Annotated in this window: 20 protein-coding genes and 1 tRNA gene; 7 read left to right on the top strand and 14 right to left on the bottom strand. The window is 61.3% G+C overall.

The genetic code is table 11. The features are described from left to right. The first annotated feature begins 75 nt into the window (after positions 1–75). Positions 76–1,956 carry a L,D-transpeptidase family protein gene (locus ACFOJ9_RS15570; protein ID WP_378979634.1) on the top strand — a complete coding sequence of 627 codons (1,881 nt, stop codon included), beginning with the start codon at positions 76–78 and terminating at the stop codon, positions 1,954–1,956. 1 nt (position 1,957) lies between these two features. On the opposite strand, the gene ACFOJ9_RS15565 is transcribed toward ACFOJ9_RS15570, so the two are convergent. The 4 genes from ACFOJ9_RS15565 to ACFOJ9_RS15550 all read right to left on the bottom strand — a co-directional run bounded on the left by ACFOJ9_RS15565 (position 1,958) and on the right by ACFOJ9_RS15550 (position 4,775). Continuing rightward, positions 1,958–2,440 (bottom strand): hypothetical protein, encoded by a 483-nt coding sequence (locus ACFOJ9_RS15565; RefSeq protein ID WP_378979633.1) that lies wholly within the window; start codon positions 2,438–2,440, stop codon positions 1,958–1,960. A gap of 205 nt (positions 2,441–2,645) precedes the next feature. Beyond that, positions 2,646–2,903 (bottom strand): PepSY domain-containing protein, encoded by a 258-nt coding sequence (locus tag ACFOJ9_RS15560; RefSeq protein ID WP_378979632.1) that lies wholly within the window; start codon positions 2,901–2,903, stop codon positions 2,646–2,648. A gap of 106 nt (positions 2,904–3,009) precedes the next feature. Further along, on the bottom strand, positions 3,010–4,167 hold the full coding sequence (locus tag ACFOJ9_RS15555) for a hypothetical protein (protein ID WP_378979631.1): 1,158 nt from the start codon (positions 4,165–4,167) through the stop codon (positions 3,010–3,012). Between the two features lie 374 nt (positions 4,168–4,541). Continuing rightward, a complete protein-coding gene (locus tag ACFOJ9_RS15550; RefSeq protein ID WP_378979630.1) occupies positions 4,542–4,775 on the bottom strand; it encodes a GcrA family cell cycle regulator in 234 nt (77 codons plus the stop codon). 464 nt (positions 4,776–5,239) lie between these two features. Here ACFOJ9_RS15550 and ACFOJ9_RS15545 point away from each other — a divergent pair, with 464 nt between their 5' ends. After that, the gene (locus ACFOJ9_RS15545; RefSeq protein ID WP_378979629.1) at positions 5,240–5,593 is read left to right on the top strand and encodes a hypothetical protein; all 354 of its coding nucleotides are present in this window, start codon (positions 5,240–5,242) and stop codon (positions 5,591–5,593) included. Between the two features lie 205 nt (positions 5,594–5,798). Here the strand turns inward: ACFOJ9_RS15545 and ACFOJ9_RS15540 are convergent, their stop codons facing one another. From ACFOJ9_RS15540 to ACFOJ9_RS15525, 4 genes are all read right to left on the bottom strand, one after another. Further along, a complete protein-coding gene (locus ACFOJ9_RS15540; RefSeq protein ID WP_378979628.1) occupies positions 5,799–6,473 on the bottom strand; it encodes a peroxiredoxin-like family protein in 675 nt (224 codons plus the stop codon). 800 nt (positions 6,474–7,273) lie between these two features. Then, positions 7,274–7,468 carry a hypothetical protein gene (locus ACFOJ9_RS15535; protein WP_378979627.1) on the bottom strand — a complete coding sequence of 65 codons (195 nt, stop codon included), beginning with the start codon at positions 7,466–7,468 and terminating at the stop codon, positions 7,274–7,276. Between the two features lie 702 nt (positions 7,469–8,170). Next, positions 8,171–8,245 (bottom strand) — tRNA-Val (locus tag ACFOJ9_RS15530). Positions 8,246–8,384: 139 nt separating this feature from the next. Further along, a complete protein-coding gene (locus tag ACFOJ9_RS15525; protein WP_378979626.1) occupies positions 8,385–9,068 on the bottom strand; it encodes a phosphoglycolate phosphatase in 684 nt (227 codons plus the stop codon). A gap of 366 nt (positions 9,069–9,434) precedes the next feature. On the opposite strand from ACFOJ9_RS15525, the gene rpiA reads away from it, so the two are divergent. The 3 genes from rpiA to gor all read left to right on the top strand — a co-directional run bounded on the left by rpiA (position 9,435) and on the right by gor (position 12,261). Further along, positions 9,435–10,166: a ribose-5-phosphate isomerase RpiA gene (gene rpiA, locus ACFOJ9_RS15520; protein WP_378979625.1), complete on the top strand. Its 732-nt coding sequence runs from the start codon at positions 9,435–9,437 to the stop codon at positions 10,164–10,166. Next, positions 10,153–10,749 (top strand): DUF2059 domain-containing protein, encoded by a 597-nt coding sequence (locus ACFOJ9_RS15515; protein ID WP_378979624.1) that lies wholly within the window; start codon positions 10,153–10,155, stop codon positions 10,747–10,749. The genes rpiA and ACFOJ9_RS15515 overlap by 14 nt, the downstream gene beginning before the upstream one ends. A gap of 120 nt (positions 10,750–10,869) precedes the next feature. Further along, on the top strand, positions 10,870–12,261 hold the full coding sequence (gene gor, locus ACFOJ9_RS15510) for a glutathione-disulfide reductase (RefSeq protein WP_378979623.1): 1,392 nt from the start codon (positions 10,870–10,872) through the stop codon (positions 12,259–12,261). Positions 12,262–12,329: 68 nt separating this feature from the next. Here the strand turns inward: gor and mgtE are convergent, their stop codons facing one another. Together mgtE and ACFOJ9_RS15500 are read right to left on the bottom strand one after the other, a co-directional pair. Next, a complete protein-coding gene (gene mgtE / locus ACFOJ9_RS15505) occupies positions 12,330–13,694 on the bottom strand; it encodes a magnesium transporter (protein ID WP_378979622.1) in 1,365 nt (454 codons plus the stop codon). 343 nt (positions 13,695–14,037) lie between these two features. Beyond that, positions 14,038–15,924 carry an ABC transporter ATP-binding protein/permease gene (locus ACFOJ9_RS15500; protein ID WP_378979621.1) on the bottom strand — a complete coding sequence of 629 codons (1,887 nt, stop codon included), beginning with the start codon at positions 15,922–15,924 and terminating at the stop codon, positions 14,038–14,040. A gap of 598 nt (positions 15,925–16,522) precedes the next feature. Between ACFOJ9_RS15500 and ACFOJ9_RS15495 the strand changes: the two genes are divergently transcribed. Continuing rightward, positions 16,523–16,969: a hypothetical protein gene (locus tag ACFOJ9_RS15495; protein ID WP_378979620.1), complete on the top strand. Its 447-nt coding sequence runs from the start codon at positions 16,523–16,525 to the stop codon at positions 16,967–16,969. A gap of 38 nt (positions 16,970–17,007) precedes the next feature. Here ACFOJ9_RS15495 and ACFOJ9_RS15490 read toward each other — a convergent pair whose 3' ends face one another. After that, the gene (locus tag ACFOJ9_RS15490) at positions 17,008–17,688 is read right to left on the bottom strand and encodes a DsbA family oxidoreductase (RefSeq protein ID WP_378979619.1); all 681 of its coding nucleotides are present in this window, start codon (positions 17,686–17,688) and stop codon (positions 17,008–17,010) included. A 17-nt stretch (positions 17,689–17,705) separates the two neighbouring features. Continuing rightward, complete coding sequence (locus tag ACFOJ9_RS15485) at positions 17,706–19,526, bottom strand: extracellular solute-binding protein (RefSeq protein ID WP_378979618.1); 1,821 nt, start codon at positions 19,524–19,526, stop codon at positions 17,706–17,708. Positions 19,527–19,758: 232 nt separating this feature from the next. Between ACFOJ9_RS15485 and ACFOJ9_RS15480 the strand changes: the two genes are divergently transcribed. Next, complete coding sequence (locus tag ACFOJ9_RS15480; RefSeq protein WP_013531658.1) at positions 19,759–20,388, top strand: invasion associated locus B family protein; 630 nt, start codon at positions 19,759–19,761, stop codon at positions 20,386–20,388. 71 nt (positions 20,389–20,459) lie between these two features. Here the strand turns inward: ACFOJ9_RS15480 and hspQ are convergent, their stop codons facing one another. Then, positions 20,460–20,783, bottom strand: a complete 324-nt coding sequence (hspQ, locus tag ACFOJ9_RS15475) for a heat shock protein HspQ (protein WP_378979617.1) — start codon at positions 20,781–20,783, stop codon at positions 20,460–20,462. Between the two features lie 175 nt (positions 20,784–20,958). Continuing rightward, positions 20,959–22,167 carry a UbiH/UbiF family hydroxylase gene (locus ACFOJ9_RS15470; protein ID WP_378979616.1) on the bottom strand — a complete coding sequence of 403 codons (1,209 nt, stop codon included), beginning with the start codon at positions 22,165–22,167 and terminating at the stop codon, positions 20,959–20,961. Positions 22,168–22,206: the final 39 nt, after the last annotated feature.

The following is a 22,206-nucleotide window of genomic DNA, read 5'->3' as shown; positions in this document are numbered from 1 at the left end:
TTACATCCGCCATGCGGTGGGCGAGACGGTCTGACGTGCGGAACGGGAACCGGTTGCGGCCGGAGCGGGTGATCCATGAAATTCCTCGGAAACAAAGCAACCGTGATGCCGCTGATGGCGATCACGGCAACGCTCGCTTTCGGTGTGCCTCAGGCCGGCGCTCAGGGGCTCTTCGACATGCTTTTCGGCGGCGGCGTCAAGCACGCTCCGCAAGGCGAGTTTCCGCCGCCACCGAAGCACAAGCCCAAGGCGCCGGCCAGCGGTGGTGGCGGTGCGAGAATCAGCAGCCCATCCTATTACACCTACAAGGCCGACCGGCTGGTTCGCGTCGACTTCTCGGCACTGGCCGCGACACCAGAGCCGGCGACGCCGCAGGATGCCGCTTTCGTGCCGTCAGCAACGGGCGCTGCGTTTCGTGATGCGGTTGCCAGCTTGGGTGACTACGAACTCTTAGCCGAGCCCGACATCGCCAAGGCGCTGATCGCGTATTACTCGGCCAATCCGGATTTCATCTGGATCAGCGGAACCAGCCTCAACAGCCGCGCGCAGGATGCGGTGCGCGTGCTTGGCGAGGCTTCAAGCTATGGCCTCACGCCCGCCGACTATACGGTCGAAGTGCCCGCTGCCGGCGCATCGCCGGCCGATGCCAATGCGCAACTGAAAGAACTCGTCCGTTTCGAGATGGCACTGTCGGCGCGCGTGCTGCGCTATGCCCATGACGCCCAGAACGGCCGCGTCGAGCCCAATCGGATAACCGGCTACTATGATTTCCCGGCCAAGCCGCTCGACTTGCAAGGCGTGCTGAGGACGCTGGCGCATACCCAGCAAGTGCGCACCTATCTCGAATCGCGGCATCCGCAGAATGCGGAATACCAGGCGCTGCGCGTCGAACTCGAATCGCTGCAGGCCAGCGCTGAAAACGAAATCGTCGTCGACCCCAAACTGTTGTTGAAGCCGGGCGAAACCAGCCCGGAACTGCCGAAGCTGCTGACCTTGATCGCGCGCAATCTCGATGACGAGATGGGCGGCGCCTACGGCGAAGTCTTGTCCAGGCTGGCCACCAGCGAAGTCTATGATCCGGAACTGGTCCCCGTCATCAAGGCCGTGCAGCAAAAGGCAGGCATGAAGGGCGACGGCGTCATCGGGCCGCGCACCGTCGCGTCGCTGGCCGGAACATCCAAGGCCGACAAGCTGCTGAAGGTGGAAGTGGCGCTGGAGGAATTGCGCTGGCTGCCCTCGGATCTCGGCAGCCCGCGCGTCTTCATCAATCAGCCGGCGTTCACCGCGAGCTACATCGACAATGGCGAGGAAAAGCTGAAGACGCGTGTCGTCGTCGGCCGGACCACCAATCAGACCTCCTTCTTCTACGACCAGATCAAGCAGGTCGATTTCCATCCCTATTGGGGCGTGCCGCAGTCGATCATCGTCAACGAGATGCTGCCGAGATTGCGCAACGATCCGGGCTATCTCGACCGGGCCGGCTATGAGGTGACCGATTCGCGCGGCAAGCGCATTCCTTCGTCGGCGGTCAACTGGGGCGCCTATGGCTCGAACATCCCCTACAGCGTGCGCCAGCAGCCGAGCGAGGCCAATGCATTGGGCGAGTTGAAGATCCTGTTCCCCAACAAGCACGCGATCTACATGCACGACACGCCGCAGAAATCATTCTTCCAGCGTGATATGCGCGCGCTAAGCCATGGCTGCGTGCGGCTGCAGGACCCGCGCGGTATGGCGGCGGCAGTGCTCGGCACCTCGGTGGACTATATCGCCGAGAAGCTGAAGCACGGCCACGCGACCGAGAACGTAACACGCACGATCCCGGTCTATGTCGCCTATTTCACCGCTTGGCCCGATCTATCCGGCAAGGTCGAGTATTTCGGCGACGTCTACGACCGCGACACACGGCTCAAGCAGGCCCTGGACGCCACCGAGGCGGTGCGCTCACCGTCGAGTTAATTTAGCGCTCCAACAGCGGTCGCCGGAAGCCGGCGTCCCGCCCGGCGATCAGCCAATAAAGCAACCCGGCGACAAGGCCGGCAGCGGCGATGATGCCGATGTCGACCCAGCGCTCCGGATACATATCCTCCGGTGCACTCGGCCAGATCAGGGCGAAGCCACCGACCGCGGCGGCGGCGCCGAAGAGCATGTGCAGCAGGAAGTTGCGCAGCGAGAAGAACTCGGCAATCAGCGCGAAGATCAGCGTCTGCAGTGCCGTCACCACAATCGTCAGGACATAGACGAACATGCCGAGCGGCGGCACCAGCAGGACCGCGATCGGCGAGACCCCCATGAAGTCGAAATAGCTGGGCGCGTTGGGCAAGGAACTGAGCACGCCATAGATCACAGCCACGGCGATCAGGCCGACCAGCACCGACACGAAGTAGCCGGCTAACATCATCAATATGCGCTTCAGTATGTGCTGCGCCGTCGCCATGCCCATCCCCAATGCGGCCCCTGGCGCGACAGTCAGCCATCAAAGCGAGACTGACGCAAGGGGAGGCGCCGGTTGGCAGGTCGCGGGATACGATGCGGAGCTGGAGCGGTCTATCGTTTCACGAAAACGCAGAACCGCTCCAGCTCGCAATGCCGGACGGAAAACCATTTCAGACTTTTCGTGAAATTGCTGCCGTTGTCTGCCGGGACCCTTATTTCGGCTCCGCCGTCACAGGATCGTAGGTGATTTCGACCTTCGCCTTGTCCGACGTGTAGTAGGTGACGGTGTAGGCGCCGCTATCCCAGTCGACCTCTTTCACGTAGCGAAAGCCGTCGCGCTGTTCGACCTTGGCAATGATCTCCGACAGCTTCTTGGCATTGGGCTGCGGCAACGGAGCATCGTCCGCGGCCAAGGCAGGTCCGGCGGCGAGAAGAACGGCGACGCTGGTCGCCAGCAGAAATCTGGACATGGCTTTCCCTCAACTTTCCTCGGACAGAAACTCGCAGGCGTGCCGGTTTGTTCCGCAAGGTACGCCGCATCGATACCGGGCCAGGAGAGCCCGTCGGTCCGGCAGGCTAGTCCGCCGCGCCCGCTGATGTGCCGCTTTCAATCCGATACAGTTCTTCCACATAGCCCCTGCGGAGCCAGTAGGGGCTCCTGTAAGTACGAGCAAAGCTCCGATCGGCACCCAGCAGCTTTGAAACGTGAAGAAGCCGCGCGCCGCTAGCGATGAGTTGCTCGCCCTCATGATTGATGCTGAGGAAGAAGCCCGATGTGATGCGCTTTATCTGTTGCACATATTCGTCAAAGATGCGGCGATTGATTTCCGGAAATGAATCCTGGTTGGCGGTGACCTGAAAGGTGCGGTCCGCTTCATTGACGCAATTCCAGTTCGCTCTCAGTTTGATGGCGTCCCTGCGCGAGGGCTCGCCTTCAAGGCAAACGGCTTCCTGGCCGAGGGTTCCGATCAAGAAGTAACCCGACAGGACGTTCACGATTGGAAGGTCGAAGATCGTGACATCCTTGCGGCCCATCCGGTTCAGGTAGAATGCGGCAAGCCCGAGCCCTCCGCCAAATTCGCAAATCCGGTCTTCGGGTGCGGCAATGTCCCGGATCCGGGTTGCCAGATAGAGTGCGTTGATGTGCCTGTAATGGAGCAGGCCACCCCTGATTTTCAGACCGGCGACATGAACCGGCCCCTCAGGCGGGATGATGCGTATGCCGAGCTGTGCTTCTATGGCGTCCACGATCTCGTCTGGATCCTGAAGACTGTTCTTGCCCCATTTCCCGTCCGTCCCCTGTTCGGGGCTTTCCACCGACAGGACTCCGAGCGCCTCGCCCAGGCAGAGCAACTTGTCGAAATAGCTGTACGCAACAAACTGCTCGTCGCGATCCCAATAGGTATAGCCGTCGATGCCCGTCGTAATTCCGCCGAACCAGGTGTATTCCTTGCCGAAATCGACGAGATAGCGCGACAGCTGCTCCGCATCTTCGGCGTGAATCAGGCTGAACATCTGACCGAGATTGTCGCGCATCAATGCCGACCAGAGGTCGTCGTCCGTGATTTGCTTGAGCCGGCTCTCCTGCAGCATGGTCGCCTTGTACGCGGCAATCAGCCGGCGACAGGTCACCACCATCTCCGGGTTCCATTGGGCGTCCCTCTTGCCGAACGGCAAGGGGCGAGCTTCGCTCCCCATCGGATGCACTAGCGTGTGGCGGAAAACATCGTTCATGAGTCGAGTTGTCTAAAGGCCATTGACGGAGCGGGCAATTCCAATCTCTCTTCCACGATCCCTCTTCCACAATCGTCTCCGGGAAGGTTGCCCGGTGCAACCCTGGTATTGAACGTCACGATCCAACCTCCGCCCGATGTGCAAAAACCGTTTCTGCAAACACGCTAATGAAAGTCAGATCACATATGGCCAGGAAAAGGGCGGTCCTCCCAAAAAAGTCGTGATATTCCGGCCATAACGCTGCCAGCTATCACTCAGGGGGTCTTCCTATGCGCACGCGTCATGTCGTTGCCCCCGACGATGTCCCCAACTGATGTGGAGCGCATCACCCTGAGCCCTTGCTTACCTGTTCGACGGGCCGCAGCCCGTTTAACTTACGCGGCGCGTCGTTGAGCGGGGTGGAGACCTGAACGGGTTCGACGAGGGTCGACGGCGGTCACGATGCTGTGGTGGTGATCGCAATAGACGCGATCCGGCGAAGTTGGCCCAGCACAAAAACGGTAACCGCCGGGTACTGACGGGTCTTCGCTCACCGGGAAGCGGCACTGATAGAGGCCCAGCTGAATGAGGGGGACGTCTCTCGAAGTTAGTCTGATATTTTCAGGCATGGTTTTCAGGTTCCTAGTTCATAGCCATTGCCGGCTGACGGCCGCAGTGCGACCGCGTCAGGGCGAGCTTCTCTCGTTTTGGAGGGCTGTGGCTCACCATATGGTGTTGGTCGCAGCATCAATGAAGCCCGAGGCGCTGCTTTCGGAAGCCAGTTATTGCGACTTAAGGCCACACCGCTGGGATGCGGTTGACAGCGCGAAGGCACCCGACGGGCGATGTTGTCGTCCCACCGATCGCCCCGCCCCCGGGTTAATCGGCAGGCGGGGTGAGGGGTGGCTTGTGAGCCCCAACGCGCTGCGCTTTCGATTTTCAGGGCCCTCAACCGGCCAACCCTAGGAGGGCGAGCTGCGGGAGCGAAGACATCTTGTCAGCAGACAGTGTGGTCGCGTCCCAGAGCATCTCTCCGAACCGTTGCGCCGGTGCTATGGTGTGCCTGCATGATCAGACAGCAGGGATATGAGGCATGCCCGAAGTCACCCGCCGTACACTTCTTGCGTTCGCCGCCTTGGCCTCGGCCGTTGAACCGACGCTTGCTGAAGGGGAAGGGGCCTCACCCGAATTGCGGGCGCTGATCGGAACCCATGAAGCCACCTATGTCGGGCTTCACAGGGTTGTTCATCAAGCGGGCAGTAGCAGCCAAGAACGCAAGAGGGCAGACCGGATTGAACAGGACGCATTGCTGGCCATCTGTTCCTATCCTGCGATCAGCCGAGGCGACCGCCGGGCTAAGGCCGAGTACCTGTTGACCGCTGAGGCTCGGGGTGAACTCGACCTGGAAGAGCACATGCAGGCCATCCTGCACGCGATGAAGCGCTGATCGCGGGCGCCGCCAGCTTGTGCTCAAAATTGGCGCCGTCACGCATCGAGTTCTCCAGACGCACAGGAAGAGACTCCCGGTTCCGTATGTGGCCGTCCAGCGGGAGGCTGCCGCTGGCACCTCGCCGAAGCGTGGCGACCCCGGCTCGAACTAACGGTTTGCATAACACCTGCTATCCGTGCAGCCGATGTCCGCAACTGCGCCGCTACTGACCAATATGCGACGCGACCGACATCATCGCCTCAGAGTTCGGGTGGGCGCCCAAGCCGCCATCGAAAACCTCGGAGAACGTCCAGCGAACGACGCCGTTGCGGTCGAGCAGGAACTGGCCCATGAGCTGGCCCACGCCGGTCGCCATCATTTTCTGGTCCGCTTCAGTGATATCGTAATTGTCTTTTTTGTTCAGATATTCGAGCGTGGCAAACGGATCCATCGGCTCAGGCATTTCGCCCGGCACGTTGACCCGCATCGCCTTCACATCGCTCATTGAGACCTTGTGCGGCAATGCGCTCTCGCCTTCAGTTATTTGCATATTGGGCAATCCAAAGGCGCGGTGTGAAACGCGCTCCGGATCGGATGCAGCAAGCAAACCAACCATCGGATGGTACCGGAGATAAAGGCGCGCCCGCTCGATGGGCGTGTTCACCACGGTGAGGCTTTCGATGCCCTTTGCGCTAAGGGCTGGTGTGAGCAGCGAAACCGTCGCGATATGACGCCTGCAAAACGGACAATGCAGACCTCGATACAGCCCAACCAGCACTGGCTTCTCGCCGCGGAAATCGTCGATAGCTATCTTGCCCTCGCGAGTAATTGCGTCGAGTACGAAATTGGGCGCTCGTTCGCCCAGTTGCAGAGGGCCTACGTCGGCGCGGTCAGACATGCTTGATCCTCCTCGCGGCTCAATCCAGTAACGAAAGCGCGGCGGTACTTCCGGCTCCAGCCCGTGTTCGGCACACACTTCCTGTGCGTGTTGAAATTGCAATATAGCACAGAGATGGGCGGACGTTGGGGCGCTACCTTAGTGTCGGCACTTTCCGAGCTTGATTTCCGGCCATTTCGCGTCAAATTTGTCAAATGCTGAAGGATGCGCAGCAACGTATCCGGGAGCAAACAGGGCAGACTAAGAACATCCGCTGCTTTTCGAGGTTTCGTTCTGGGATCTCGAGCAGATGAAGGTGCGGAACGGCTCCGACGTTTGCCAGTTCCAGAGCTACACGAGCTACAGCAGCGCCTTGAATTTCGCCCAGAAGAATTTTGGTGGGGAAGGGGCGGATTGTAGCTGCTGAATTAGCAATCGGGAAAACAGATGGTGGGCGATGCAGGGATTGAGCCTGCGACCTCACCCGTGAAGCATGGCGGTTTGTGGTTACGGCGTGCACTAGCTAGCGTGTAAACTCATAAATGGAGCTTTACTGGAGGACACGAACGCATGCGGGCGTTTGGTTCGGCCCGGTTAACCCGCTTCGGAGGGTTTTCACGGTTTCTTCTTAGGCGGAGTTTTGGCTGGCCGGAATGAGCGGTAAATCGCACCGACTACAATCCCGATCGCAATGCCGATAAGGATGATTAGGCCCGTGCCCCCAGTCGTGGTCGGCCCGATGATTGTCATGCCGATAAGGCCAAGCAGCAGTCCCGCTACAGCTGAAACGCCGAATCCGGCGACAAAGTCCAGTAAGGGCATTACTTTACCCCGATTATGGAGAAGATCAGCGAACCGTAGTGGTCCGCCCATTCGCGGGCGGTCGCAATCAGGCTTCTATCGAACGTACCCGATTTCCAAAGTTCGGGCCTGTTCTCGATTTCAACTACCCAACGGTGCATGATGTCACTGGCCATCTTGTAATCGGCGACTGTCGACAGGTCGGCTTTGAGCACTACTGCTCCAGCCTTGCCCATTTGGGTCGGCGGTGCCCACGCAAGGCTGGCGCCTGGTGGGCGAGGTCAAAGGTCGATCATGGTCATGTCCGTCACGTCCGCGAGTTGACAGGCATCCGATCGAAAATAAGCTGCGATACGAGAAGAAGCTTCTCGCATCAGAAGTGACTGTGGAGACGGTCAAAGCCTAGGCCGATAATCCGCTCGATGAGATACAGCGCCGCGAGGTACGCAGTTGGTTTCCATTCCGGTGGAATGGAGCGCATCGGCTTCTTAGTGACTGGCTTGGGCATCGGCGGACTTCCCCATTAAGAATTTCATGGAGAATCATTCTCGGGCCGATTTAGAAGTGTTGCGTTTTTCTGAGTGGGCGCTGCAAGGGGTTCGTGGTGTCAATCCTACACGGCTCGGACTAACCCTTTATTTTTGCTACTATATTTCTAAAAGTTATTTCGAATTTTCTGGTTCGAAAATGTACCGCACCTCTCAATTTTGAGGCACCTGCCAGAGACCATTCAAAACAAAGCGAAATTCTCGACAGGCTCCAACGCTGGCGCCGGTGTTTGGGGCACAAAAACGACTTTCGTACCTCGGGTCGTGGTGGAGTATCTTTCTTCCGCAGCGCCAAGAAACGTACGCGCCAATGACCAAAACAGTGAAATTACCGCAGGTCGAATCAGGTAGCAATTTCAGGAAAGCAGATGGTGGGCGATGCAGGGATTGAACCTGCGACCCCACCCGTGTGAAGGGTGTGCTCTCCCGCTGAGCTAATCGCCCGCTCGTTGCCCGAAGGCCAAGCGAGCCGCGATATAAGGGAGGCTGGTGCGGGAAGTCAAGGCAGTGTCCGGCGTTCTGACAAGGATCGGATTTGCCGTCCTTTGGGACCGATCTGCGACGTGACGCCGGCGCTTTCCCGTTAGTTTCCCGCGGCGGCGATCAGCCTTTGCGCCAGGTCGAGCGTCAGCGCATCGAAATGCGAGATCACCGCCGAGGGTTCGAATTCGCGGACATGACGGTCGGTGTAGCCGAAATCGACCGCCACCACCGGAATGCCCGCAGCCTTGGCCGTATCGATGTCGGTTTGCGAATCGCCGACCATCAGCGCGCGCTGCGGGTCGCCGCCGGCCAGCTTGATGGTTTCGATCAGGTGGCGGGGGTCGGGCTTGCGGAAGGCGAACGTGTCCTGCCCGGCGACGGCCGCGAAATGCCTGGTCAGGCCGAGCGCCTCGATCAGCGCCAGCGAGTTGGCCTCGTATTTGTTGGTGCAGATGGCCAGGAGATAGCCGGCGTTCTCGAAGCGCGCGATCGCCTCGACGACACCGGGGTAGGGGCGCGATTTGCCGGGGATGTTGATTGTGTAGTGATCGAGGAAAAGTTTCAGCAGCCGGTCGTGCTCCGCGACATCGAGGGATCGCTGCTGGGCGGCGTGCGCCCGTTCGATCATCACCCGGCCGCCGTGACCGACAAAACGCCGGAAACCGGCTTCGTCGACCGCCGCGATCTCGCTGGCGGCAAGGCTGTGGTTCAGGCTGTCGAGCAGGTCGGGCGCTGTATCGACCAGCGTACCGTCGAGGTCGAACACGATGATCGGGCGGGTCATGGTCTGTCCTGGGCAGTTTGTGCAATGGGCAGGCGATAGCGGCTGCGGCGCGGCAAGGCAAGCAATCCAATCGGACCGGGCATTTCGCGGCGAGAAGCCAGACATGAAAAACCCGCCACGGCGGCGGGTCGTTGGCGCAAATCAGCACCATGGCCGCATATGTAGCATCCCTGCCGTCACGAAGTCAACGATTTCCAAGAAAATATTCCTATGGACCTTGCCCGCGCATCGCCCCCGGTCGCGCGTTGCAACACGTCCCTTATGGGATGCCGCGCGTCTCCAGGGAGTACGCCACTGCCAAGGGCTTTGACCAGACCGGCAAAGATGCTAGGAGCCCGCAACGTCAGGTTCGGGGCAGCAAGCGGCATGGATGCAAGGCGATTGAAGGTCGAAGCCGCGCGAGCGGCACTCGCCCATGTGAGCGACGGCATGCGGCTCGGCATCGGCACCGGCACCACGGCCGAGGAGTTCGTGCGGCTGCTTGCCGAGAAGGTCGCCACCGGCATGACCATCATCGGGGTGCCGACTTCGGAGCGCACCGCGTTGCTGTGCCGCGAACTTGGCGTGCCGCTGTCGACGCTGGAGGAAACACCCGAGCTCGATCTCACAATCGACGGCGCCGACGAAGTCGATCCGGAGCTGACCCTGATCAAGGGCGGCGGTGGTGCGCTGCTGCGCGAGAAGATCGTCGCCGCCGCCTCCCAACGCATGATCGTCATCGCCGACCGGTCGAAAATGGTCGAGACGCTCGGCCGATTTCCGCTGCCAATCGAAGTCAACCAGTTCGGCCTGCGCGCAACCGAAATCGCGATCGGCGCCGCGGCTGAAAAGCTCAGTCTTTCCGGTCCGGTCATATTGAGGATGACGGGCGGCCAGGCTTTTGTTACAGACGGCGGCCATTTTATCCTCGATGCATCTTTTGGCCGCATTCCGGATACAAGAGCGCTTTCGAATGCTCTCCACGCCATTCCGGGCGTGGTCGAGCATGGTCTTTTCATCGGGCTGGCGTCAGCGGCCATCATCGCCGGCGGCGACGGGATCCACACTGTCCATGCCGCCCGAAAACCAGGGAGTTCTACCGATCATGATGTTGCATAACCGGGTTCGCGGCCTCTGCGCCGTTCTGGCGGCTTCGGCCGTTTTCGCCTTTTCGTCGCCGGCGTTTTCGCAGGACGTCACGGAATCGCACCTGAAGGCAGCCCGCGCGGCGGTGGCGGCGATCCATGCGACCGACCCGTTCGACGCCATCCTGCCGCAGGCGGCGGCCGCGCTCGAGTCGCAGCTCATCCAGAAGAACCCGGACATGCAGGAATTGATCGGCAAGACCATCAGCGAGAAGGCACTGGCGCTCGCCTCGCGCCGCGCCGACCTCGAGAAGGAGGCAGCGCTCGCCTACGCAAAGGTGTTCTCCGAGAAGGAACTGACCGAGATCGCCGCTTTCTACAATTCCGATTCGGGCAAGAAGCTGCTCGACAGCGGCCCGACGGTGACCCGCGACCTGGTCAAGGCAGCCGACATCTGGCAGAACGGTCTCGCTCGCGATCTCGCCCAGCAGGTCGGCGAAACGCTGGCCGCGGCCGCCAAGGCCAAGGCGCCGCCAGCGCCTGCCGATGCCGCCGCACCTGCGGACGGCGCCGCACCAGCCGATGGATCGGCTCCGGCTGACGGCACGCAGAACTGATCCTTGCGTTTTTGAAACGGCCTTGCGGCCATCCACGAAAGCCCGGCTTGTCCGGGCTTTTCTTTTGGCGCTTCGCGGCCTACCTGTCTCTCACCTTTCTGAAGCCTGGGGAGTCCCGTCATGGCCGGTTACGACTACGATCTTTTCGTCATCGGTGGCGGTTCGGGCGGGGTGCGGGCGGCGCGCGTGGCGGCCGCTCTCGGCAAGCGCGTCGGCATCGCCGAGGAATATCGCTATGGCGGCACCTGCGTCATCCGCGGCTGCGTGCCGAAAAAGCTCTATGTCTACGCTTCGCAATTTCCAGAGCATTTTGCCGACGCCGCCGGCTATGGCTGGACGGTACCGGAAGCCAGTTTCGACTGGCAGACGCTGGTCGCCAACAAGGATCGCGAGATCAGCCGGCTGGAGGCGATCTACAAGAGGAATGTCGAGGGCGCCGGCGGTGAGACCTTTCACTCGCGCGCCATGATCGTCGATCCGCATGTCGTGCATCTTCTCAGCGAAGACCGCACCGTCACCGCCGACCAGATCCTGATTGCCACGGGCGGCCGTCCGGCGGCCCATCCGGCGCTGCCCGGCCACGAGCATTGCATCTTCTCCAATGAGGCTTTCGACCTCAAGGCGCTGCCCAAGGCGATCATGATCGAGGGCGGCGGCTACATCGCCGTCGAGTTCGCCAACATCTTTCACGGTCTCGGCGTCGACACCACGCTGGTTTATCGCGGCAAGGAGATCCTCAGCCGATTCGACATGGACCTGCGGCGCATGCTGCACGAGACGATGGAAAAGAAGGGGATCAAGATCCTCTGCCATGCCGTGTCCGAATCGGTCCGCAAACGGCCGGACGGCCGGCTCGACGCACACGTCACCGGCGGCAAGACACTGACGGTCGACCAGGTCATGCTGGCCATCGGCCGCATCGCCAACACCGAGAATATGGGCCTGGAAGGCATCGGCCTGGAGATGACCAAGACCGGCGCGATCGCGGTCGACAAGTATTCCCGCACCAACATCGACAACATCTGGGCGATCGGCGACGTCACCAACCGCGTGCAGTTGACGCCGGTGGCGATCCACGAGGCGATGTGCTTCATCGAGACTGCCTTCAAGGGCAATCCGACAGCGCCCGATCATGAGACGATCGCCACCGCCGTGTTTTCACAGCCGGAGATCGGCACCGTCGGACTGTCGGAGGACGATGCCGTCAAACGCTTCCCCGACATCGAAATCTACCGCGCCACATTCCGGCCGATGCGGCACACCCTGTCCGGTCGTGACGAGAAGATGCTGATGAAACTGGTGGTCGATGGCGCGTCGAAGAAAGTGCTTGGCGCCCACATACTGGGTCCGGACGCCGGCGAGATGGCGCAGCTTCTCGCCATTCCGCTGAAAGCCGGCCTGACCAAGGATGATTTCGACCGCACGATGGCGGTGCATCCGACAGCGGCGGAAGAACTGGTCACCATGTACAAGCCGACCTATCGCGTGAAGGACGGCGAGCGGGTGGATTGACGGCAAACGCCGGACTACAGAACTCCGCCGCGGCAAGGCCATTTGCCACGGCGGAGATAAGGAAGCGGCTACAGCAGCGTTCCGCGCAGGATCACCAGCGCCACCGAGAAATAGATCACCAGCCCGGTGACATCGACCAACGTGGCGACGAACGGGGCCGATGCGCTGGCCGGATCGAAGCCGAAGCGTTTCAAGGCGAACGGCAGCATCGACCCCGACAGCGAACCGAAGGTGACGATGCCGACCAATGCCGCGCCGACCGTCGTGGCGATCAGCGGCCAGTGCGGGCCATAATCGTAGAAGCCCATATATTGCCACAGCGCGATGCGGCAGACGCCGACCACGCCGAGCATGGCCCCAAGCACGAGGCCGGTGGGCAACTCGCGCAGCGCCACCCGCCACCAGTCGCCAAGCCCGATCTCGCGCAGCGCCAGCGCCCGGATGACCAGCGAGGTCGCCTGCGAACCGGAATTGCCGCCGGAGCTCATGATCAGCGGGATGAACAGCGTCAGCACGATCGCCTTCTCCAACTCGCCCTCATAGCTCTGCATGGCATTCGCCGTCAGCATCTCGCTGATGAACAGCGCGCACAGCCAGCCGCCGCGCTTCTTGATCATGGCGAGGAAGCTCATCTTCATGTACGGCTCATCCAGGGCCTCCATGCCGCCGAAACGGTGCACATCCTCGGTCGTCTCCTCGATCATCGTGTCGATGATGTCGTCGATGGTGACGATGCCGAGGATCTTGCCGTGGTCGACGACCGGAACGGCAAGCAGATCGTATTTGGAGATCGTCTGCGCCAGGGTTTCGCGATCGGTCAGCGGGCTGACCGTCACCGGCACACGATCTGGCGCCACCGTCATGATCGAATCGTCAGGCTCACCGGTGATCAGCCGGCGCAGGCCGGTCGACCGCACGAGCAGGTGCGTTTCCGGATCGACGATATAGATCGCGTAGACGGTTTCGCGCGTCCGCTCGACCTTGCGGATGTAGTCGAGCGTTTGCCCGACGGTCCAGTCCGAGGGCACGCTGACGAACTCCGTCGTCATGATCGAGGCGGCGCTGCCTTCGGGATAACCGAGGATGGCAAGCAGCGTGGCGCGCAACGCTGGCGCAAGCCCGCCGAGCAGTTCGGAACGCGCCGGCTCGTCGAGCTCGCGCAAGATGTCGGCGGCACGGTCGACCGACATGGCGGTGAGCAACTTGCCCGCCTTGGCGCGCGGCAGCGCGTCCATGAATTCGGGCGCGCCGTCGAGTTCAGGCTGATCGAAGATCTCGACCAGCCGCTCGAACGTCACTTCACAAAGCAGTTCCGTCGCGGTTTCCCGCGGCTCCCTGTTCAGGGCCTCGACAATGTCGGCGACGTGATCGTTGGCTAGGATACGGGCGATCGCGACGGCCTCGTCGCTCGCTACAGCGGTAAATTCGTTCATGGCTCACTCCTTGCCGTCCGGCAGGACATGAACCATGAGAGGTCACGTCTAGGCGGACGGCTGTTGCGTTCGACTGTGACTGTCGCCAGGCATGGCGCGGTGACCTTTCCGCTTGCGGGTTCGCGTTTGACTGTCTGCAAGCGGGCGCAACATAGGAGCGCGCCTTGCCGTGTCAATCGCGGTGAGGAAGGAAAATGCCGGCGCGCGGCCGAGATCGCGAGACTGTGATCGGCGGCCGCCGCATCGCGCAGCCAACTCAGTTCACGGCAGGGCTATCGCATATGGATTCTTGCGAAGAAGACCCCAACCCTAACCCTCCCCACAAGGGACAGTCACCGGGACGTTATTTCTGCTTCAGCCGGCGCGAGAAACGCAGCCACTTGTCCTCGACCGGCCTTGGCTGCGCGAGAATGGTGGTGAGCTCGGCAGGCAGGGTCGGAACCAGCGGCTTCTTGGTGGCGACGCCCTCGGCGATGGCAACGATGCTGTGATAGAATTCGCTGCCGGTCATCGATCTCGGCGCCACCGCCTCGTGCATGACGCTGATCACCGTGACATCGGGGCAGTTGTCCTTGATGGCCTGGTGGAAGGCAACCTTGCCATCGGGATCGAGCGCGCCGGTCGCCTCGTCGAGGAACAGCAGCCCCGGCTGCTGCAGCACGATGCGGGCCACCACCAGCTTCTGTTTCTGGCCGCCCGACAGGACCTGATCCCAGCTTTTGCCTTCGCGGCTTTCGTCGTCCATATGCGAGAGGAAGTCGCCAAGGCCGGCCTTGTACAGCGCCGACGCGACTTGCGCGTCGCTATGGTCGTGCTCGGAGCCCGGCAGGCAGACCAGCTGTTTCAGCGTCACCTGCTGCAGCTTGACCTCCTGGGCGGCATAGAAACTCTTCACCCCTTCGGGGAAGACGATGGTGCCCTGGCCATAGGGCCACAGGCCGTTGATCGCCTTGATCAGCGACGTCTTGCCACAACCGGATTCGCCTTTCAGGAACGTCCATTCGCCGCGCCGGAAGCGCAAATTGGCTACACTGAGGAACGGCGTTGCGTCTTCGCCCTGATGCGCCAGTTCGAGCTTCTGGATGGTCAGACCGAAAACCGGGTTCTGGCTGGCGTAGCGGAAGTCGGAACGGCCGGTCTGGCTGTAGAACTCCTGCGGGTGCTGGACATTCTCGATCGCATTGGCCAGCTCGGTGACGCGCTGGCTGTTGGCGCGCAGCGTGGCGATGGCGGGCATGACGTGGATGAACCACGAACATTGGCCGATCAGCGAATTGACCAGCTCGGAGCCGGTTATATAGCCCTTGAGATCGAGACCGTTGTGGATGAACGGCACCAGGCCCGGTCCGTAAGCGACAATGCGGGCGCCGATGAAATTGTAGATCAGCTCGAACGACATGTAGACGGTGTTGACGATGTTCAGCCGCGTCCAGGTGCCGTCGATGTCGACATAGAGCCGGCCATGCATGGTCCTTTGCACGCCTTCGCCCTGAGACGCCGCGACATGGAAGGAGCGGCGCAGGAACGTCGTCAGCTCGCCGCGATAGCTGCCCTCGGCCTGCTGCATCTTGACGTTGAGGCGCTCGAGCAGGCTGCCGAGCTTGACCGCGATCCATGTGTTCAGCGGCACATAGGTGGCGACGGCGAGGAAGGCGAGGATGGCGCTGCCATAGCTGCCGAGGAACTCCAGCCCCTTCACCTCGACGGAGTTTTCGAGCAGCTTCTGGCCGACGAAAAAGAGTGAGGTGGCGACGGCCAGCACGCCCATGGCGAGCCCGATGGCGCCGCCGGTCATGTCCTTGATGGATTCCTGAACGCGCTGGTCGATGTTGTCGGGCGCGCCGCTGCCGGTCGACGCATGCTGGGCATGGAAATGCGTATGATTGCCATCCAGCAACGCTTCGTTAAAGCGGCTGTCCAGCCAGCCGCGCCATTTGCGGTGCAATGTCGCCGAGACAAGGTTGCGGATGCCGGTGAAGCCGGCGTCCTTGAGCACGACCAGCAGCACGAGGATGCCGGCATTGACCAGCAGCGAGCGAAGCGGCGTGGTATTGGCGGCGTCATGGAAGAAGGCGATCGAGTTGACCAGCTCGCCGGAGGCTTCGGCGAACCAGACACCGGCCTTGCTGGACAGCGCCGTGAGCAGCGCGATCACCAGCGTCAGCGTCCAGGCTTCCTTCCAGCGGTCCGAGACCCAGTAGGCCCGCATCAGGCCCCAGAAGCTGCGCATCGACGATACCGGTGTCAGAAGCGATCGCCCTGCGGCATCGCGAGGTGTTTTTTCCGGTACTGACTCTTGCGATGGTCTGCCGACCCGAATCACGATCCCGCCTAAACCTTTTTTCTTTTGTTACGGATGGTAACACCAATTGATCATTTTCCATTAATTTTAAAGCTGGCCAAAGGGATTACCCCGGCGGCCGTTGCCGTGAGGCAACAGATTACACGCTGAAATATGACGACAACGGTCTGCAAAAATCAGGATATCGCTATTGATTTCAAGTGTTTGATCTACAGCAGCATACCGACGACTCAGCTTCCCTTAGGGAAGGTTTTCGCACGGTTTTGTGAACTCGAAATCGTACGGACCGATCGGTTTTCTCACTGCGGACTGATCCGAAAACCCGAAAATCTGGCGTTCGCGATCTCGCCTGGCATGCCGTGATCATCCTTGCCTGAGGCAGGAAAGTGACCGGAAATGGTGTGAGCGGCGCGTTCCGTCTTGGCGGTTCAGGAACTGCGTTTGACAATTCATCCGTTCGGGATTGAACCTTGCCGGGCAGTATCGGCACCCCTGTATGTCCGGTTCTCCAACAAGGAAGCTCCCAATGCTTGCACGCGCGGCCGCAATCCTGTTCCTCTCTGCCTGGCTGCCTCTCTTTGCCTGGGTACCTTTGGCGCATGCCGCCGAGCAGAGCATCCCGGCCGGCGCCGAAGGCCAGATCGAGTTCAACGCGCCGTCCGGCAACATCGGCTGCATCTACACGGCAAAAGGGGGCACCAGCACCTATGAGCCGCAGGGTGGCGGCCCGGAATTGAGTTGCTCGCGCGTCGAGCCGAGCTATGTCACCATAATCCTGGGCCCCAAGGGGCCGGCGACACTGATCAAAAACCCAGGCGAGCAAGGCTGCTGCAGCGATGTCGACAAGCTTGGCTACGGCAACAGCTGGAGCGCAGGGCCGTTCTCGTGCCAGTCGTCAACCAAGGGACTGACCTGCACGGCCACAAACGGCCATGGATTTTTCATCAGCAAGGCCAAGGTGACGGTGAAGTAAGACTTGCTCCTGTCGGGAAAGGAGAAGGGTGGCCGGTCTCAGCCGACCTTCTCCAATTCGCCACGCGCCTTGGCAGCCGCCACCTGACGAATGGCATCCGCCAGGGTATCGGCATCCTGCGCGCCCATGACCGCGTATTTGCCCTCGAGCAGGAAGCACGGCACGCCTGTTATGCCCATGCGGGACGCGGTGGCGATCTCGGTGCGAACCGCCTCGACATCGGCGTCAGTCGGCAAAAGCGTGGCGACCACGGATGCATCCATGCCGGCCTCGCGCGCGGCTTCGATCAGAACGGCATGGTCGCCGATGTTGGCGCCTTCCTCGAAATTCAGCTGGAACAGCCGGCGCACCAGCCTGTTCTGCACGGCTTCGCCGGCAGCACCCGCCCAGCGGATCAGGCGGTGGGCATCGAGCGTGTTCGGCGCCACCTTGATGGCGTCGAAGGCGAAGGCAATGCCTTCGACTTCGCCGAGCGGCTCGATGCGGGCATGAATCTCGCGGATGCGTTCATCGCTGCCGAACTTGGCCAGCATGTAGTCGTGGCGATCCTTGCCTTGCGGCGGAATGGTCGGATCGAGCTGGGATGGCCGCCAACGAATATGCACGTCGACGTCACCGACAGCTGATATCGCTCTGTCGAGCCGCTTCTGACCGATGAAGCACCATGGACAGACGACGTCGGACACCACATCGACGGTGATGGCGTTCATCTCGCTCATCTCGATCTCCTGTATCTTCAATTCGGCTTGCGCCACCAGCTTGGCAATTGATAACCAAATATGGGCGTCTTTTGCGGATGTTCCAGGTAGTTCCAGTAGGCAATCCATTGCTGCGTGTTGTGCTGCATCGGCACCATGTAGTTGCCGGAGATCAGCAGCCGGTCGAGAACGCGGACGGCGGCGACATAATCCTCCTTCGAGCGGGCGCGCAGCATCGCTTCGATTGCCGCGTCCACCGCCGGATCGGCGACGCCGGCAAGATTGAACGAGCCTTCCGTCCTGGCCGCGGCTGAACTCCAACGCCCGGTCTGCTCGATGCCGGGCGACAGCGAATTATTGAAGCCGCTCGATCCGACCAGAACCTCGAAATCGAAGCGCTGCTTGCGCGACTGGATCTGATCGCCGTCGAGGCTGCGAATGGTGATGTCGATGCCGATCTTCTCCAGCGTGCGCTGGTAGATGCCGGCAAGGCGCTCCTCGTCCTGCGAGGCGGTCAGAATCTCGAAGCCGAAAGGTTTGCCCTCGGCATCGAGCATTGTTCCGTTCTGCACGTGGTAGCCGACGCTCTTGAGCAGGTCGAAAGCTGCCTTCAGTATCCGACGGTCCTGGCCCGATCCGTCAGTCACCGGTGGCCGGTAAGTGCCGTCCATGACATCGGTCGGCACGCGGCCGGGGTAGGGCGCCAGCAGCGCCTTCTCCCTGTCGTCGGCCGGATGGCCGAGTGCGGAAAGCTCGGAATTCTGCCAGTAACTCATCGTGCGCGTGTATTTGCCGCCGAACAGGTTCTTGTTGGCCCATTCGAAGTCGTAGAGCATGCCGAGCGCCCGCCGCACGGCCGGATTGGCGAATTTCTGCAGCCTCGTGTTGAACAGGAAACCGGTCACCACGGGCGGAATGCCGGTGTCGAAGGTTTCGGCGACCACGTCGCCCTTGTGGAAGGCCGGAAAGTCGAGATCGCGCTCGCGCTTCACCGGATCGCTGTCGTCGTCGATGGCGCAAAGGCCCTTCTTGAACGCTTCGAGCTTGGCGTTGGCGTTGAGGAAATACTCGATGGTGATCTGGTCGTAATTGTCGAAACCGCGCTTGGCCGGGATGTCCTTGCCCCAGTAATCCGGGTTGCGCTTGAACACGATGCGCTGGCCGGGCTGCACCTGCGCGACCGTATAGGGACCACTGCCGATCACCGGTTTAAGCGTCGTCCTGTCGAAGGTCTCCTTGTCGAACGCATGCTTCGGGATGATCGGCGTCAACGCGATGATCAGCGGGAATTCGCGATCGGCCTTGTCGTTGAAGGTGAAACGCACGCTGTGGTCGCCGGTCTTTTCGAGCTTGGCGACCCTGGCCATGCGGTCGCTGTAGGGCGGGCGGCCTTTCTCCGTATAGACGTCATAGCTGAACAGCACGTCTTCCGGCGTCACCGGCTGGCCGTCCGACCACTTGGCCTTCGGGTTGAGGTGGAACTCGATGCTCTTGCGCTCGGGATCCATGTCGGCTGTGTCGGCCAGCAGCCCGTAGAGCGTGAAGGCCTCGTCGGCATTGCGCTGCATCAGCGGTTCGAAGACCAGATTGCCGAAGATCGTGTCCATCATGCCGCGCGCCGTCGTGCGCAGGCTCTTGAGGATGAAAGGGTTGAGATTGTCGAAGCTGCCGACGACGCAATAGGTGATCGAGCCACCCTTCGGCGCATCGGGATCGACGTAGTTGAAATGCGTGTAGTCGGACGGCAGCGCCGGCTTGCCCTGCATGGCGATCGCGTGCTTCGGCTCCGATGCGGCCGGCTGATGCGAAAGTGCGAGAAACGACATCGCGGTGATCAGCCAAACGAAAACGCGGCCCATGACCGTCTCCTTAACAGGTCGGCTTGATGATTCGGTGCGCACCCTAGCATGAGGCAGCTGCGCGCCGGCCAACGGCGCGTTCAACAATTGCTGACATCGGGCTGGATTCGACACCGCTTGCAGTGTAACACGCCCTCCGAAGTCATTCTGTTGCCTCATTTCGGCAACAGGTAGCTGGACCACACGGCACGAAGAAGCCGGTCCCGGGATCATTTGAGAGGAAGTGCACGACATGACGAGCCTGAACAGCAACGCGTACCGCCTGTCGGTCATGGCCGCTGGCGTGGTCGGCTTTCTGGGCGCAGGACTTCCCGCCGCTTCCGCACAGCAGCAACAGCAGATTCCGCAAGGCTGGTTCAAGGCCTGCACCAAGCAGGAAGACGTCGACATCTGCAATGTCCAGAACATCACCACCGCCGGCAACGGCCAGCTGGTCACCGGCGTCAGCCTGATCGAGCTGAAGGGCAAAGTGAACCGCAAGGTGTTCCAGGTGACGGTCCCGACCGGTCGTCTGGTGCCTCCCGGCATCGGCCTGCAGATCGACACCGGCAAGGCGCAGAAGCTCGACTATGTGATCTGCTTCCCGGATCGTTGCGTGGCGGAAGTGCCGCTGACCGATCAGCTCGTCGCCGCGTTCAAGAAAGGCCAGGCGATCACGCTGACCTCCGTCAATTTCCAGAACCAGCCCAACCCGATCAAGATCGCCCTGCAGGGCTTCAGCGGCGCCTATGACGGCCCGGCACTGCAGCAGTCGGACATCGAGGACCGGCAGAAGAAGCTTCAGGACTTCGTCGCCAAGAACAACCAGGATTTCGCCAAGAAGCTCAAGGAAGAGCAGGACAAGGCGAAGACCGCCAACTGATCGCCGATATCGTCCGGCCAATAAAAAAGCGGGGTCATGCCCCGCTTTTTTTGTGACCGTCTCTTAATGGGCTAATGCTTGGACTGCCGTTTTGGCTCGTAGCGCCCGTCCGGCTTCTTGTCGAACATCTCCTTGATCTGCGGATGCCGGACCGGCTCACCCGACTGATCCTCGAGCAGATTCTGCTCGGAGACGTAGGCGATGTATTCGGTCTCCGAATTCTCGGCGAGCAGATGGTAGAACGGCTGATCCTTGCGTGGCCGCACGTCGGCAGGGATGGCTTCGTACCATTCGTCGGTGTTGGCGAATTGCGGATCGACGTCGAAAATGATGCCCCTGAATGGAAACAGCCGGTGGCGAACCACCTGTCCGATTGCGAATTTGGCTGTTTTCATCGTACTCACCACTGAATTCCTTAGCTTTATTTGGCGCAGACTGCTCATCAGTTCAATCCCGAAGCGTTAAGCGCTCTCTGAGCTACGCATAACGCGATCCAAAGGTTTTGCCGCACGCGGCGATGTCGATGACCGTCGATGACGCAGATTGTCGGAAACGTTCGGAAGTTCGCTGTCAGCGTGCCGGCCTTCGCAGGCCGCCGGCCAGCGCCGCGAAGCCGCTGCCGGGACGGAGTCCCTCGCGCATGAAAAAAGCGCGAAGCGGCGCGAAGCCACCGAGCACGCCGAGCCCGGCAACACGGGCCATCTGGGCCGGCAGCATGTCGGAAAGCAGCGACATGTTGAGCAGATTGACCGCGCTGCTGCGCGCCAGAATGTCGGGCCGACGCTTGAAGTCGTAGGTCGCCAGGGCCTTGGCGGCGCCCGGATCGTTACGATTTTCACAAGCGATTCCAATCAGATCGTCGACATCCCTGATGCCGAGATTGAGGCCTTGCGCGCCGATCGGCGGAAACACATGGGCGGCTTCGCCGACCAGCGCTATCCGGTCCCTTGCGAAACGCAGCGGCGTCACCGCCGAAAGCGGATAGATTTGCCGGCCCGGCTCCACCGTCACCCGGCCCAGCATCGACTGCATCTGCTGTTCGACCCGCATCGAAAGCGTTGCATCGTCCAATGCGGCGAGTTCGGTCGCGGTCTCGGGTTTCACCACCCAGACCAGGCTCGATCGATTGCCGGGCAGAGGAACCTGTGTGAACGGACCGGTCTCGGTGTGAAATTCGGTCGAGGTGAAGGCATGGTCGACGCTGTGGCCGAAATTGAGGACAAAAGCTGCCTGCGGATAGGAGCGGGCCGAGGTCGAGATGCCGGCCGCCTGGCGCGCCGGCGACAAGCGTCCGTCCGCGGCGACCGCAAGCGATGCGTCCACCGTGCTGCCGTCGGTCAGGACGGCACGGACGTGCTCGGCATCGAGATGCCAGTCCGCCACCATCGACATCAGCCATTCGATGCCGGCATGCGCTAAAACCTTGCCGGCGAGTGCCGGATTGAGCACGCTGTTGGGCAGGTTCAGCCCGAACTGGTCCTCATCGATCTCCCTGGCACGAAAGGTGACGACCGGGCTGCGGATCAGCCGGCCGGTCGCGTCGACGATGCGCATGACTTTCAGAGGCGCCGCCTTCGGCTTGATGTCTTCGAGCACGCCGAGCCGCTCAAGCACTTTCAAGGCGGGGTTCATCAGCGCCGTCGTGCGGCCATCCGGGGCAGTGGCCTGCGGCCCGACCAGCGTTACCGGGAAGCCTGCGGCGGCGAAACCGAGCGCCGCGATCAGTCCTGCCGGCCCCGTGCCAGCAACCAGTATCCGCGCGGTTTGCTCATGCTCCAAGATCGGCTTCCGGCTTGCAGTGCGAGGCAGTCCACCCGA

It is taken from the genome of Mesorhizobium cantuariense (genome assembly GCF_042647205.1).
In the GTDB taxonomy this organism is placed as follows: Bacteria; Pseudomonadota; Alphaproteobacteria; order Rhizobiales; family Rhizobiaceae; genus Mesorhizobium; species Mesorhizobium cantuariense.
Note: the sequence above shows the minus strand (reverse complement) of the source record. Positions and strands in the feature narration are given on the sequence as shown.